11 protein-coding genes are annotated in these 13864 nt (G+C 59.9%); 3 read left to right on the forward strand and 8 right to left on the reverse strand.

Features of this window, described 5'->3' with window-relative positions; all coding sequences use genetic code 11:
* Together MesoLj_RS32420 and MesoLj_RS32425 are read right to left on the reverse strand one after the other, a co-directional pair.
* Positions 1–1260 carry a polymerase gene (locus tag MesoLj_RS32420; RefSeq protein WP_140774871.1) on the reverse strand — a complete coding sequence of 420 codons (1260 nt, stop codon included), beginning with the start codon at positions 1258–1260 and terminating at the stop codon, positions 1–3.
* Complete coding sequence (locus MesoLj_RS32425; protein ID WP_202323886.1) at positions 1257–2474, reverse strand: glycosyltransferase family 4 protein; 1218 nt, start codon at positions 2472–2474, stop codon at positions 1257–1259. The genes MesoLj_RS32420 and MesoLj_RS32425 overlap by 4 nt, the downstream gene beginning before the upstream one ends.
* A gap of 482 nt (positions 2475–2956) precedes the next feature.
* Between MesoLj_RS32425 and MesoLj_RS32430 the strand changes: the two genes are divergently transcribed.
* The 3 genes from MesoLj_RS32430 (at position 2957) to MesoLj_RS32440 (ending at position 7568) form a co-directional block, all read left to right on the forward strand.
* On the forward strand, positions 2957–5533 hold the full coding sequence (locus MesoLj_RS32430; protein ID WP_244735238.1) for an AMP-binding protein: 2577 nt from the start codon (positions 2957–2959) through the stop codon (positions 5531–5533).
* A gap of 222 nt (positions 5534–5755) precedes the next feature.
* On the forward strand, positions 5756–7261 hold the full coding sequence (locus MesoLj_RS32435; protein WP_202323888.1) for a calcium-binding protein: 1506 nt from the start codon (positions 5756–5758) through the stop codon (positions 7259–7261).
* A gap of 94 nt (positions 7262–7355) precedes the next feature.
* Entirely contained in the window at positions 7356–7568 is a 213-nt protein-coding gene (locus tag MesoLj_RS32440; protein WP_202323889.1) for a DUF768 domain-containing protein, read from the forward strand.
* Positions 7569–7624: 56 nt separating this feature from the next.
* Here the strand turns inward: MesoLj_RS32440 and MesoLj_RS32445 are convergent, their stop codons facing one another.
* The 6 genes from MesoLj_RS32445 to MesoLj_RS32470 all read right to left on the reverse strand — a co-directional run bounded on the left by MesoLj_RS32445 (position 7625) and on the right by MesoLj_RS32470 (position 13864).
* Positions 7625–8644 carry a Gfo/Idh/MocA family protein gene (locus tag MesoLj_RS32445; RefSeq protein WP_202323890.1) on the reverse strand — a complete coding sequence of 340 codons (1020 nt, stop codon included), beginning with the start codon at positions 8642–8644 and terminating at the stop codon, positions 7625–7627.
* Between the two features lie 28 nt (positions 8645–8672).
* The gene (locus MesoLj_RS32450) at positions 8673–10136 is read right to left on the reverse strand and encodes an aldehyde dehydrogenase family protein (protein ID WP_202323891.1); all 1464 of its coding nucleotides are present in this window, start codon (positions 10134–10136) and stop codon (positions 8673–8675) included.
* 59 nt (positions 10137–10195) lie between these two features.
* Positions 10196–10771: a DUF1349 domain-containing protein gene (locus MesoLj_RS32455; RefSeq protein WP_202323892.1), complete on the reverse strand. Its 576-nt coding sequence runs from the start codon at positions 10769–10771 to the stop codon at positions 10196–10198.
* Positions 10772–10849: 78 nt separating this feature from the next.
* Complete coding sequence (locus MesoLj_RS32460; protein ID WP_202323893.1) at positions 10850–11878, reverse strand: proline racemase family protein; 1029 nt, start codon at positions 11876–11878, stop codon at positions 10850–10852.
* Positions 11879–11973: 95 nt separating this feature from the next.
* Positions 11974–12657, reverse strand: a complete 684-nt coding sequence (locus tag MesoLj_RS32465) for a GntR family transcriptional regulator (RefSeq protein ID WP_202323894.1) — start codon at positions 12655–12657, stop codon at positions 11974–11976.
* Positions 12658–12751: 94 nt separating this feature from the next.
* On the reverse strand, positions 12752–13864 hold the full coding sequence (locus MesoLj_RS32470; protein ID WP_244735239.1) for an ABC transporter ATP-binding protein: 1113 nt from the start codon (positions 13862–13864) through the stop codon (positions 12752–12754).

Consider the following 13864-nt stretch of genomic DNA (forward strand, 5'->3'; position numbering starts at 1 on the left):
CTAATATCTCCTCTGACGAATGATCGTGGGAACCGACTGAGGTGTTCCAGCGACAAGGCAGAGGGTCAAAGAAAACCACACGATCGGATGGCGGATGATCAGGTGCGGAGCACTGAAGACAGCGATCGATGCCGTAAGCGCCACGAGAGCGTCCAGCCTCGCACGCCAAGCGGACCAGGCGGCCGAGCCGAGGATCCACACCAGGGCCAGGACTGAAATCAGGCCGCCCTGAGTGTAGAGATCGAGGATCGTGCTATGGGCCTCGAAAGGCCGCGGCAGAAACTGCTGATTGACCACGGGCGGAGTATCAAGGTGTGGGCCTGGGCCGAGACCCAGAGAGCCGGATCTTGCCCCCTTGTCCAATGCCGCGTCCCAAAGATAGAGGCGAAGTGCCGCGGTTTCCGCGGTCGCTTCCCCGCCCTTGTCCTTGGTGAGGCTCTTGGCGAAATCTTCGGCGCTGGCGGCCTCGCTGAGGGCGTAAGGCGCCATCGACACCGCCAATGGAAGGAACGCAACCGCGAGCAGGAGGGCAAGTTGGCGCGAAAGGCTGGCCTTGCCGCCGTCGCCTGCCAGCAAGGCCCGAAGCCGCAATCCCAGAAGGATCAGGCAGGCCAGGACTGTCGTATAGAGATAGGTATCGCTCTTTGTCAGCCTTCCGACATAGAAGGTGATGATCAGGCTGAATAGCCCAAGGCATCTTCCCCACGGATTGCTGGTGGTTATGGCAAGATGCAGGGCCAGGGGACCAAGCAGAGCGCAGTAGAGAGCAAGCTGGTTCGGATTCTCGGACCAACCGGAAAAGCGGTCCCAGTACCAGGGACGGACGCCAGACTGATGGATCCAGCCGAAACCAACCCCTAGCTGAACGACAAAGCAAGCACTCGCAATAGCGACCATCCACCAGGCGATACGACGTAAACGGACAGCCGCGTTCGGCTCCGCGGCGGCCAAGCAGGTGACACAGGCCAACAACACGTACGCCATCGTGTCATGCAACAACGGATCGAGAAACAATGTGGTCGTCATAAAGCCGATGATGGAACCGACGCCCAGGGCAAGCGTCAGGATCAGCCAGAAACGTGCAAGTTTGGCCAGGGCCGGCGTTACCTCCAGCCGGCCACCAGCAAGAACCCGCGTGATCGACATCAATATCCAGAGCGTGAGGAAGAGTTCGCTGTAGCCGAACGGCAGCCCCGGAATGCTGAGCTGCACCGCGTAGGACATTGCTATGCCGATGGCCAGGAACGCATCACGGATCATTGCTGCGCCTCACCCAATCGGGGGTTTCGCGCACGCTCTTCCATCATGGTCGCGGGGGCCGATCGAGCAAGACTGCCGCTGCCACCGAGTACGGTCTTGTATAGCTCGCAATACTGATCGACGACCCACGACAGCGAAAAGCGCTCCCGCACGAGTCCGACGGAACGGCCGCCCATGATTTTTCCGCGGGCGCGGTCGGACAGGATCTCGATTATTCTGGATGCGAAGCCTTCCGCATCGCGCGGCGCGACGAGATAACCGTTCCAGCCATCCTCGACCACGTCATTGCAGCCCGGCATTCTCGAAGCCACGATTGGCAATCCGGACAATCCCGCTTCCAGCAGCACGCGCGGAATGCCCTCGCGATATTGCGTCGGAAACGCGAACAGATCGGCCATGCCAAGGAGGGCCGGAACATCCCGCCTTGACCCCAAGGCGATCACGTGAGGAGCATATCGCTCGATATCGGACTTGTTGACCGCAAATGGACCTTCCGAATCCTGCGGGCCGACGAGCACGAAACGTGCATTGGGCCTCTCGGAGAGGATGCGGGGAACCGCCTTGAGCAGGGTCGGGATCCCTTTCTGACGGGTCAGCCGACCGACAAAGATCACGACTTCGGCCGACTGAAGCCCCAGTTCCTCGCGCATCATGGCGGTCGACGGACCACGATACTTTGCTGTCGAGAATGCATTCAGGTCGATGCCAGAGCTGCGGATCAGCCGCGCTTTGCCGTTGCCCACCAGCCGGTAGCGCTCGAAGAAGGCTTGATCGTCGCGATTCTGGAAGACGGTCATCGCTGTCCACAAGGACGCGAGGCCCTGAAGAGCGCAGAAGACCGGACGCAGCGCCAGAGCGCGCGGCTCCAGCGACGAGAATGTCCACCCAAGGCCATTGATGGTGCGGATGACCGGAACCTGCCCGCGCACGGCCAAGGGGGTCAGGAGGTTGGGCTTGGTGTCGAAACTTTGAACGATGTCCGGACGCAGTTCGGACATCAATTTGCGGACCGTGCCGAGAGCGCCCCATTCCCCGCCGCCGCTGCTAAAGCGGTCGAACCCAAATCGGCGATGGGGAATGCCATGGAGGGAGAAGGCGGCCCCCGCATCGCTCGACACGGCAGTGACTCGAAAACCCTTCTCGCGCATCGCCAGCAGGAATGGGATTCTGAGGCGGTGATCCTCGCCTCCGATGCAGACAAGGTGCGGGCTCATCCCATGCCCCCAGGATGCCGGCAGTATCCCGACCGCATCAAATGGCTGGCTCTTGGATCTGCTCTCATGGCCGTTCATCGCCCCTACGCACACAACGCCAAATCCACGCTAGGAGCAGGCCTTCCCGCTGTCCTCGTCTGTTTGAATGAAGCAGGGCGTTGGACGATGCGGCGATGATCGGTCGGCGCATATCGGATCGCCGAGTCCGGTCCGGAATCATTCGTTCTAACGATGCCACGACCGGCATGGTCGCGTAGGACACTGCAAAGCCAGTCAGCAAAAGGGGGACTGTGTTGGAAGCGTTCGAGCGCCTGCGTTCAGAAAGCTCGTTCCCACGCCCCTTGGCGTCCGTTAGCGGGCTGGCAACGCGGCAGGACGTTACGATAGATCGCAATATCGGACCTCCAGACGATTTCACATGGAAACGGGCATCGACCCGCCCTCTGGACGTGGACGGACCAACCAGCCATCCATTCCAATGGATGGGCGACGATTTCTCTGAAAAACCGGCGTTCTGGCATCTGGAGCGAGTTGTCGAAAGATACCCGGACAAAACCGCGATCAGTGACGGCTCTACATCGCTCAGCTTTGCGGAATTGTTGAACGCAGTCCGAAACCTGGCGGGTGCGATCGCTGGTTCTGTCCCACCGGGCAAGGCGGTCGGGCTCCTTATCGGAAATACGTTGTGGTATCCGGTGGCCATGCTCGCCGCCATGCGCGCTGGCAGGCCCGCCGTTCCGTTAAATCCCCGGGATCCGTTTCAGCGCCTCGCTGCAATTGCCACCAGCGCGCGGCTGGCCGCGATCGTCAAGCCAGGACCAGGCAAGCCGGCAGGCTGGCCGGATGCCTCGCCCCTGGAATGGATCGATGCGGCAAGCTGCATGGCCGCAACGGAGGGCAACTTGCCGGCGCTGCCGTCCGATCCGTCGGTCGATGCCCCGGCAATCGTTCTGTATACGTCAGGCAGCACCGGGGCTCCGAAGGGCGTCGTGAACAGCCAACGGGCGATCCTTCACCGCGTTCAGCAATACGTAGATGCCTGCCACATCGGTCCTGACGATGTGTTCATGCCGCTGACAGGGCCGGCGACGATCGCGGGATGCCGCGAGATGATGACCCCCATGCTGTGTGGGGGCACATTGTATCTCCTGGACATCGAGAGCGCCGGCATTCGCGCCGCCCGCGACAATTTCCAGAAATGGCGGGTGACGGTCGCCTATCTCGTGCCCGCGCTGCTGCGTGTGCTGATGAATGGTTCCGCGTCCGACACATTCTCTTCACTGCGGATCGTGCGCGTTGGTGGAGAAAAGATCTTGTGGTCGGACATCGACCGGCTCCGCGCCAGCGTTCCCGAGTCCTGCTTTGTGCAGATCAGCTATTCGTCCACGGAAACAACAGGCACGCAGTGGTTCCTGCCGAGGGACTACCCGGAACAGGGCGCAACGGTCCCGGTTGGCTTCGTCCTCCCCGGCATCGAATACACGGTCGTGGGGGAAAACGCATGCGAGGTCGCTCCGGGGGACGAGGGCGAGTTGTTGATCAAAAGCAACTACACCACGCTGGGCTATTGGGTGGATGGGGAAAACGTCCCTCTTCAGGCAAGCTCCGCCGATCCCCAGCTTCGGATCTTCGCAACGGGCGATCTGGTCAAGGTCGACGACACTGGACGGATGTGGATCGTCGGGCGAAAGGGACGCCAGATAAAGATTAACGGAAGACGCGTCGAACCCGCCGAACTGGAACTCGTCCTGCGCCGCGCGCCTCAAGTGAATGATGCCGTTGCGGTGGTGACGGACGCGAACGAACTGGTGGCCTTCGTCGTCCCCGCGAGACCGGGCGGAAGCGAGCTCATTGCTGATTTGCGCGACTTGATCAGGACAGCCCTGCCGCCTGCGGTTCATCCAACACGGCTGCACAGTGTTGAGGAGATACCGCAGCTCAAGGGCGGCAAGGTCGACGGCGTCAAGTTGCGGGATCTGGATCGCGCGCTGAATGCGCAAGACGCCCAAAACGCGCAAGATGTCCGGCAGGCGACCGACCCGCTCGATATCGAAGGTGCCGCGGCCGCCGTATGGGAGAGGATACTCCCGGGTAAGAAAGCGGCTGGCAGCCACTGGGACGATGCCGGTGGCGATTCACTGAAGCTGCTGCAATTCGTCATGGAACTTGAGACAGCTTTGGGGCGTGAGCTCAACCTGGACGCGTTCACTGTCGGGATGAGCTTCGCAGATGTCGTCAGGGCAGCGTCTCCAGGGCAAGATGGAGGCAGCTCGCGTGTCGATGCCTCCGGCCCAAAGCCCATCCTGTTCATTGTGCCGGGATCGATCGGCTACGGTCCAAGTCTGGCGGCCTTCGGCGCCGAAATGGGCACTGTCGCCAAGGTTGTCGCGGTGCGTTACGGGGATCTCAACGATCTGCTCAAGGGCCATGACACAATACCGCGAATGGTGGATGCGGTCGTCGAGCAGATCAGCCAGGCCCAGCCAGAAGGCAATGTCAATCTGATCGGCTATTCGCTTGGCGGCGGTGTCGCGTTCGAGGCCGCCGCCAAACTTGTTGCCGCAGGTCGATCGGTCACGTTCCTGGGAATCCTCGACACCAACATCGGGCCAGGACGGCACAACTACCGCGAAACCCTTGCACGCACCGCCCAGCGCATCCGCACGCATAGGGTGACGGTGGATCGCATGACCTTGCGGGCGCTCGCAAAATTGTTTGCCCAATTTGGTGCCGAGGCTGTGCTGGCAAGGGGCATCGACTGGCTGAAGTGGAGAGCTTTCGCCAGGACGCGATTCATTCTGCGCCTCGAGCTCGAGGAAATCCTGCGCATGCGTGCATTTGGCCGGTGGCTCGCGCGACCGAAGCCCGCATTGCCGATTACCGCCACCCTGTTCCGGTGCAGGCGCACAGGCGTTCCGGCAGACCTTGGCTGGAGTGCCTTCGTTGCCGATCTGAGCATAGTCCCGATCGTGGGCGGACACCTCGACATGCTCATTGAACCCCATCTCAGCCATAACCGTCCATTGATAGAAAGGGCATTTCTGGTGCGCGGCGCATAGCAAATAGATGGCCGCGATGTGCGCTCCACTGTTCTGCGTGGAGCGCTAAATATCTTTGGTAATCAAATGCCTCGGAGCCAAGACAGCTGTCCGACTTCGTAATGTTTTGTTTGCGATGATCAACGATTCTATCAAGGGGCGCCGGTATTTGATTTGTCTCTAAAGTATCCTTTCCACTAGGCAGGCGTGGGGCACCTACCGAATCGGACGAAGGATATTTGCATGACAACCCTCCACTATGCCTCGGGTGGGTCGGCCTCCCAGGTCGCAACCGCCGGATTCAACCTTGTCGACGTTTCATCCGTGGACGAACTCAACGCCCTGCCGGCTGGCACGAAAGGCCTGGTCTGGCTCGATGAAGCCAATGGGGCGACCTCGTCCTTTATCCAGAAAGTCACGCCCTTCATCGGCAATCCGAAGGTGTTTGGCTTCTTCCTCGTCGATGAGCCGGACCCGACCGGCAAATGGGGAACCTACGCCACCGCCGCGAATTTGAAGGCGGAATCCGACTGGATCCACTCGCATGTGCCGGGCGCCAAGACCTTCATCACCATGATGAACATGGGGTCTTCCGCAAACCCTGATTTTTCGAACACCTATAATCCCGCCAACACGCATATCGACTATTATGGTTTGGATCCGTACCCGGTGCGCACCGGAACAAGCACGGTCGACTACAACATGATCGACAGGACCGTGGCCGCGGCTGTCGCCTCGGGCATCCCGGTCAGCCAGATCGTTCCGGTCTACCAGACATTCGGGGGCGGCAGCTTCACGACCGACACCGGCGGCCAATATGTCCTTCCCTCCGTCGCCCAAGAGCAGACCATGCTGGACCACTGGTCCAAGCTGGTTCCGACCCCCGCCTTCGATTATGCCTATGCGTGGGGTTCCCAGCAGGGTGACACGGCGCTTGGAAACTCGCCGGCGCTGCAGGCCCTTTTCCTCCAGCACAACCAGAGCGATACCGGCACATCTTCTAGCGGCGGCACCGGTTCATCCGGCGGCGGCACCACCGTGACGCCACCGCCCACCACCACCACGCCGGTGCCCCCGACGACCAGTACGCCTTCGAGCAGCGATCACGTTTTCTACGGCACTGGTGGGGCGGACGTAATGCACGGCACCACCGGCGCCGACACGATGGCCGGTCGCGGCTACAACGACACCTATTATGTCAACAACGTCGGTGACAAGGTGGTGGAACTGAAGGGCGGCGGCAACGACACCGTGCTGGCATCGGTGAGTTATGCGTTGTCGGCCGGGTCGGAGATCGAACATCTCGCCACCACGAGCCGATCCGGCACAACCGCCATCAACCTCACCGGAAACGAGTTTTCCCAAACCATAGACGGCAATGCCGGCAACAACGTCATCAATGGCGGTGGCGGGCAAGACGTCCTGACCGGAAATGGGGGCAAGGACGTCTTCGTCTTCAATTCCGCCCTCAAGGCCAGCAATGTCGACAAGATCACAGACTTTAATGTGTACCAGGACAAGATCCAGCTCGACCACACCATATTTGCCGGCCTTCAAAAGGGCGCCCTTCCCACCGCGGCCTTCTTCGCCGGCGCGGGTGCCCACGACAGCAATGACCACATCATTTACAACAGCTCGACCGGCGCGCTCTCTTTCGACAGCGATGGTACAGGCAGAGCACATCAGATCCAGTTCGCTACCCTTTCTCCGCACCTATCGTTGACGGCATCCTCGTTCATCGTAACGTGAGCCTTGGAGACGTCAGACCCTGATCAAAAGGGTCTGACGTTTTCTTGAATGTACCTCGGCGGAACGAAATCGCTCCAATGAGCTTTTGTTCGTCATGAGCGCTCGCGGCATCGAATTCCTGCAGAAATGGGTGGAGGAAAATGTTCCACCTTATTCGACGGCCGATCCGGCCCTTGCGGCGAAGCTCGCCGAACAGGCGACCGCGGACGCCATCAAGGCGGGGATTCGGCCTGAGGAAATCTCGGAAGAAGTCGGAAGCATGCTGACCACCATGCTTGAAGTCCTCGATCACCGTGACACCGAGTGATTGCGCATCCGGCTGCATCGGCAGCCGGCATCGGTGTGTGGGAGCTGTATAAGGGGTTATCCTCGATCCCTTTGGACCAGGACACGCGCCTTTTCTGCGGCAGACCGCCTGATGGCATCGAGTACATGCATTCCCGCGACCGCGTCGCTGATTGGCCAGGACTGCTCGATCTCACCCCTTATGGCGCGCGCAAACTCGCGGACTTCTTCTTCATATTGGTTTGCCGGCGCAAAGCCGATGACTTCGACATCCCGGTCATAAATATCGTCACGCTTGCGCAGCTTGATGATCGTCTCTTGCTTTGCCGAGGGCCAGACGGCGACCGGGATTTCCATCCAGCCGTCCGTACCTATAACCATGATCCAGTGTGCCCATGCCTGCAGCAGGGCGCCGCTGAACAGAAGATTGCGGTTGTCGGGAAATTCGAGCAGTCCGGCGACAGCAATATCGACACCATCGGGCGCGAGCTTTTCGAATGTCGCGGTCGCGGCGAGCGGCTCAGCCTCGAAGAGGAAGCGGGCTGCCGTTATCGGATAGACGCCAACGTCTCCCAAGGCACCTCCGCCGAGTTCCGGCTGAAACCTGATGTCCTGCGGATTGTCGTTGATCACACTGTAGGTAGCGTGGATCTGGGTGACGCGTCCGAGCCTGCCACTGCGGATGATTTCACGCGCGGCGAGCCATCGTGGATGATATCGGACCATGAAGGCCTCCGATATCTGCACACCCGTCTGCAGTTGAACCTCGGCCAGGCGCAGGGCGTCCGCAGCATCCAAGGCAAGTGGTTTCTCGCACAGGACGTGCTTGCCGGCCCTCGCCGCGGCAATTGCATCCTCGACGTGCCGATTGTTCGGCGTCGGGATATAGATTGCCTCGACCTCATCGTCGTTCAGCAAGTCGGTAAAAGACGTATAGTGCTTCGAAATACCGAATTCCGAGGCGACGCGGGCCGCACGAGATCCGTCGCGTGAGGAGATGGCTACCACTTCACACTCCGGTACGGCTTTCATCGCCGGTATCACCCAGTCGCGGGCGATCTTCGCTGTCGACACAATCCCGAAACGGACCGGCTTCATCGCCTTGCTCTCTCTTGCATCTGATGGATCACACGCTCGGGCGCAGGCGAACGAATGTGGACTTCGCCTGCATGAATTCCAGTAACCCGTCAGGACCGTTTTCCCTGCCGAGCCCGCTGGACTTGCTGCCGCCGAATGGCAGCTGGGGAACCGTCTCAAGATAGGTGTTGACGTAGACAAACCCGCTTTCAAGGGCACTGGAGACAGCCATTGCGGTGTCGAGGTTAGAGGTCCAGATGCCATTGGCCAGGCCGTAATGTGTCAGGTTGGCCAGCGCGACTGCTTCGGAAACATCCTTGAAAGTGGTGACCCCAAGCACCGGTCCGAATATCTCCTCGCTGAAGATCGTCATGTGCGGCTGGACGCCGGTGAATATGGTCGGTTCGACGAAATAGCCGTCGCGAAGTCCCGGGCTTGTCGGCGCTCCTCCGCCTGTCACGAGCGTTGCACCTTCCTCCCCGGCCTTTTCGATGTAATCGAGAACCTTCCGCTGATGCTGCGCATGAATCATCGGGCCGAGATCGGCATCGACGTCGTCAGGCGTACCAAGCTTCAGCGCCCTGGCCTTTTCGGCCAGCTTCGAGACAAACTCCGATGCGATAGTTTCCTGGACCAACAGCCTCCCGCCGGCGCAACACTCCTCACCCTGATTGATCGTGAAGGCAGCGAGCGCACCGGCGACCGCCGCGTCGAGATGCGCGTCGGCGAACACGATGTTGGCGCCCTTGCCGCCGAGTTCAAGCGCCACTTTCTTCAGCGACTGGCCGGCAAGGCTGGCGATCTTGCGCCCAACGGCGGTGGACCCCGTGAAGGAGATCATGTCGATGTCCGGATGCAGGCACATGCCCTGGCCGACCACCTCGCCCGTGCCAGGCAGGACCGCAAGAACTCCGTCGGGGATTCCAGCCTGCTTGGCCAGTCGCGCATATTCGATCGCCGTGCCCGCTGTGAGCTCCGACGGCTTGATTACGACGCAACATCCCGCAACGAGGGCGTAGGGCAACTTCTGAAACAGGGTCACCGTCGGAAAATTCCAGGGAAGAATCATGCCGATGACGGGAAGTGGCTCGTAAGTCACAAGGCCCAGTTTCTCGGCACCCTCGTGATTGACGATACGGCCGGGAATGCTCCAGGCGAGCGATGCGGCATAGCGCAGCAACTCCAGCGACCACTCGATCTCGCCCTTGGCGGCAGCGATTGTTTTCCCTGCTTCATCTGCCTCGATGCGGCTGAGCGTTGCGAGATTCTCCAGGATGAGATCGGCCCAACGCAGCAGGATCTTCCCACGCTCGCTTGCCGCAAGTCCCTTCCATCCGCCTTTCCTGAACGTCTCCTTCGCGAGAACGACGGCACGGTCGAGTTCTGTAGTCCCGGCGAGATGAACTCTGGCGACGCTTTCGCCTGTGGAAGGCGAATTTCTCTCGAAGAGAGTGCCTCCCGCCGGCAACTCGGCAGCCCCATTGATCCAGATGCCGTATTCACGCTTGGTCATTTCAGAATCCCGACGAAGATCGGCAAGGCAGGAGACGCTTCGCATCCTGCGGCTTCAGGTCAGTCATGCAGCTCTTTGGAGATCGGTGGCCCGACCACGAAGTCTGCGAAAGCCACCTCGAACCCCGCACGTTGAGGAGAGCAGCACATCATGCCGACATCCACCCGGTCGGATGGCGGAAAATAGCCGAGCCTTACCGGCTTCCAGCTGTTGTCGCCGGAATCCAGATACTGAACGCGAACCGCTTCGCGATGCCGGGTGAGGCGGATTCTCACGCTCGCCGGATCCGTCGGAATGGCAACCAGGGACCAGTCCGAGACATCGTTTGTGATAACGACGGAAAAGTACATCCGCCCGTCGGTAAACTCGATTCCGGCTTTCACCCAATGTGTTTCGCCGAGCCGCATCATCAGGCCGGCCTGATCGTAAAGGGCTTCATATTCACCCTTGATCGTCACCTCGGCGGTGAAATCCCCGGTGACGCTGCGATACAGAAAATGGCCGTTGTCGCGCCAGAAACCGTAAAAGGTTTCCCTCCAGAAGTCGGTTTCGTGGCCTGTGGTGACACGAAGGAGACCGCCGTCGTTTGTGTATCGCGGTGGCTCGTTGAGCCATTTCAACTGTTCTTCCGCCATCTTCCCACCTTCCCATTCGTTTGTGCCTGTGGCGCCGAGACACTCAGCCAGCGCCTGGGCCACAAGGGTGGCTGTCGATCAATTGAACCAGGTGTCGGATAGGCGGTAGCCTTCCGGGAACGGATCCTCTGGATCCACGCCGTAATGGCTCACACCCGTCAACCAAGCGCGACCAGAGACCTGCGGAATGACCGCCGGCACATCACCTGCCCTGGTTTCTGCGATGATCTCGCAGTCGAAAACCGTGTCGAGAATGGACAGGTGCCTGAATTTCTCACCGACAGCGAGATCGCCACGGGCATGAAGAAGCGCCATGCGCGCCGAGGTGCCTGTCCCGCATGGGCAGCGATCGAGCCGCCCGGGCGACACGACGACCGCGTTCTTGGATGTCTTGACGCCGTTGATGACCTCCACCGGGCCAGCAAACTCGGTCTGATTGATCGTATGGATGAGCGGATTTTCGGGATGAATCGACGGCAGCTGGACGGCCGCCGCCGCCTTGATCCGTTCGCCGATCTCGACAAGCTGCCTGGCCTCGCCGCGCGCGAGCGTCAGGTCCAGATCCGCCGAATTCACGATGCAGTAGATCATGCCGCCATACGCGACATCGACCCGCAGCGAACCAAGTCCCGGAACGTCGATCATGCTGTCGCGATGCATGACGAAGGAGGGGATATTGCGAAAGGTAATGCTCCGGCACTTGCCTGCCCGGCATTCGGCGATCACGTCCACCAATCCCGCAGGCGTGTCGACCCGCACGATCGTCTGAGGTTCCTTCATGGGAATCATTCCGGCCTCGAGCGCGACGGTCACCGTGCAGATCAGATTCGAGCCCGACATCGGCACGAAGTAATCGGACTCCATGACGATCATGCCGATGTCGGCATCAGGATGGATTGGCGGCGTGATGAGGTTGACGGCGGCATTCACGCTGCCCCTCGGATCGAACAGCAGCATGTTCCTGAGCCATGAGCTGTCGCGCTCCAGGTTCTCCATCCTTTCGAACATCGTCGCCCCGCGCGGGGGGAGAATGCCACCCGTGATGACCCGGCCGACCTCACCTTCGGCGTGTGCGCCAACGACAGTTATAACGCGATCCAACTGCATGCTCGACTCCGGTGGCTTCTATATCCAATATCCAATATTTATTGAAAGCAAGCAATAGCTAATGGCGGCTTCGCGCAAAAATTACAAACCAACGATCAGGAGTTTTCGAAATCCGGCAGCGCCTGCAGGCCAGCCATCACGTCGTCGCGAGCGTCCTCGATGTGCTTCCTGAGAAGCTTCTGCGCCAGGGTCTGATTGCCCTCGGCGAATGCAACCGCCAGCGCCTTGTGGTCTTCCAGTGCTTTGGTCTGCGCCGATCGGGCATCGATCTGAAGACGGAGATATCTGTCGGCGGAATTGTAAAGTGATGACAAAAGAGCGAGAGACCGCGGCCGCCTTGCGGAACGGGACATCGCCTTGTGAAACGACCAGTTGAGTTCACTGAGCTTCGCCGGCGATTCCTTTGCCTCCACCCCCCTGGTATAGTCATCCAGGGCGCGTCGCACATGCTCGACATCAACCTCAGTTGCCCGTTCGATCGCCTTCTTCAGGATGAACGGCTCAAGCGCGAGGCGTGCTTCGAAGATATCGATCGCATCATCCACGGTCAGCGACGCGACAACCGCGCCCTTATGGGTGTGAATGACGACAAGTCCCTCCGCTTCGAGTTGAAGAAGAGCTTCGCGGATCGGGATGCGGCTGACCCCGGCTTCTTCGGCGATCGCTTCCTGCCTGATTTGCTGACCGCCTTTGTAGAACCCGGATATGATCCTGTCGCGGATCAGGTCAACGACCGAAGACGTGACGGTTCGGCGCTTGATGGCGACAGACGGATCCATTTATGACCTATCAGGAAAATTCCAAGCATATTGAATATAGGATATAGAATTGTAACGCTAGTGCGGCGCTCCGTACTGCACGTCCAAATGGATGTCAGGATGACGTCCGGGCAAGCGGCAGAACGGTCGCGCTGTCCTTACGCCACGAGACATGGACCTTGTCACCCGCCGTCGGAAGGGCCGCACCAGGCATGTTTTGAACCTGGACCCGGAATTTCTGGCCGCCCGGGCTGACCAGATGGAAGAAAGAGCGACTGCCTGAAAAAATCACGTCGGCAACTTCGGCGTCCATCGCATAGTCAAGCTGCGCATCGGATTGCCGGAAGGACATCGCTTCCGGCCGGACGGACATTACGGCGGCGTCATTCTCAGACACCGGGACATCGTTCGAAACCACATCAAACGGTCCGTCCCTGGTTTCCAGCGAAAGCCGCCCGATGCCAGACCCAGTCAGTTTTCCCTCGAACAGATTTGTTTCGCCAAGAAATTTTGCCGCAAACAGGGATCTTGGGCGAAAGTACATGTCCTGAGGTCTGTCGACCTGAACGATCCGGCCGTGATCGATCAGCACAACCCGGTCCGAAAGGATCATCGCTTCATCCTGATCGTGCGTGACATAAACGAACGTTGCGCCGGTCTCCAATTGGATTCGTTTCATTTCTCCGAGCATATGTTGGCGAATCTTGAGGTCGAGCGCAGCCAAAGGCTCGTCGAGCAGCAGAACCCGGGGGCCATTCACCAGGGCCCGGGCCAGCGCCACCCGCTGGCATTGGCCACCGCTGAGCTCGCCGATGAAACGATGCGAAAGGCTTTCCATCTGCACGGTCCTGAGCATCGCCTGGACTCTTTTGCGGCGCTCTTCCTTCTCGACACCTTTGACCTTGAGGCCGTATGCGACATTGTCGAAGACGTCCAGATGAGGGAACAGCGCGTAGCGCTGGAAGACCATGTTCACCGGCCGCTTTTCCGGGGGCAACGCAGCGACGTCCTTGCCGTCGATCTTCAGAGTGCCGGATGTGAGTGCCTCGAAGCCGGCGATGATGCGCATCAAGGTGGTTTTGCCGCAGCCGCTCGGGCCGAGCAAGGTCACGATCTCCCCCTCGTTGATCGTGAGATTGATGTCGGTCAGGGCCTGAAAGAGGCCGAACTGTTTTTGACCGTTCGACAGTTCAATCAACGGTGCTTCTGTTGAAATTCCAGTGTTCAT

The sequence above is a fragment of the Mesorhizobium sp. 113-3-9 genome (genome assembly GCF_016756515.1).
Taxonomy (GTDB): Bacteria; Pseudomonadota; Alphaproteobacteria; order Rhizobiales; family Rhizobiaceae; genus Mesorhizobium.

Excerpts from the sequence above, each read along its gene's own strand:
- MesoLj_RS32420 (WP_140774871.1), bottom strand. The coding sequence starts at position 1,260 with ATGATCCGTGATGCGTTCCTGGCCATCGGCATAGCAATGTCCTACGCG.
- MesoLj_RS32470 (WP_244735239.1), bottom strand. The coding sequence starts at position 13,864 with ATGAACACTGGAATTTCAACAGAAGCACCGTTGATTGAACTGTCGAAC.
- MesoLj_RS32460 (WP_202323893.1), bottom strand. The coding sequence starts at position 11,878 with ATGCAGTTGGATCGCGTTATAACTGTCGTTGGCGCACACGCCGAAGGT.
- MesoLj_RS32430 (WP_244735238.1), top strand. The coding sequence starts at position 2,957 with ATGGGCGACGATTTCTCTGAAAAACCGGCGTTCTGGCATCTGGAGCGA.
- MesoLj_RS32450 (WP_202323891.1), bottom strand. The coding sequence starts at position 10,136 with ATGACCAAGCGTGAATACGGCATCTGGATCAATGGGGCTGCCGAGTTG.
- MesoLj_RS32440 (WP_202323889.1), top strand. The coding sequence starts at position 7,356 with ATGAGCGCTCGCGGCATCGAATTCCTGCAGAAATGGGTGGAGGAAAAT.
- MesoLj_RS32435 (WP_202323888.1), top strand. The coding sequence starts at position 5,756 with ATGACAACCCTCCACTATGCCTCGGGTGGGTCGGCCTCCCAGGTCGCA.
- MesoLj_RS32465 (WP_202323894.1), bottom strand. The coding sequence starts at position 12,657 with ATGGATCCGTCTGTCGCCATCAAGCGCCGAACCGTCACGTCTTCGGTC.
- MesoLj_RS32445 (WP_202323890.1), bottom strand. The coding sequence starts at position 8,644 with ATGAAGCCGGTCCGTTTCGGGATTGTGTCGACAGCGAAGATCGCCCGC.
- MesoLj_RS32425 (WP_202323886.1), bottom strand. The coding sequence starts at position 2,474 with ATGAGCCCGCACCTTGTCTGCATCGGAGGCGAGGATCACCGCCTCAGA.
- MesoLj_RS32455 (WP_202323892.1), bottom strand. The coding sequence starts at position 10,771 with ATGGCGGAAGAACAGTTGAAATGGCTCAACGAGCCACCGCGATACACA.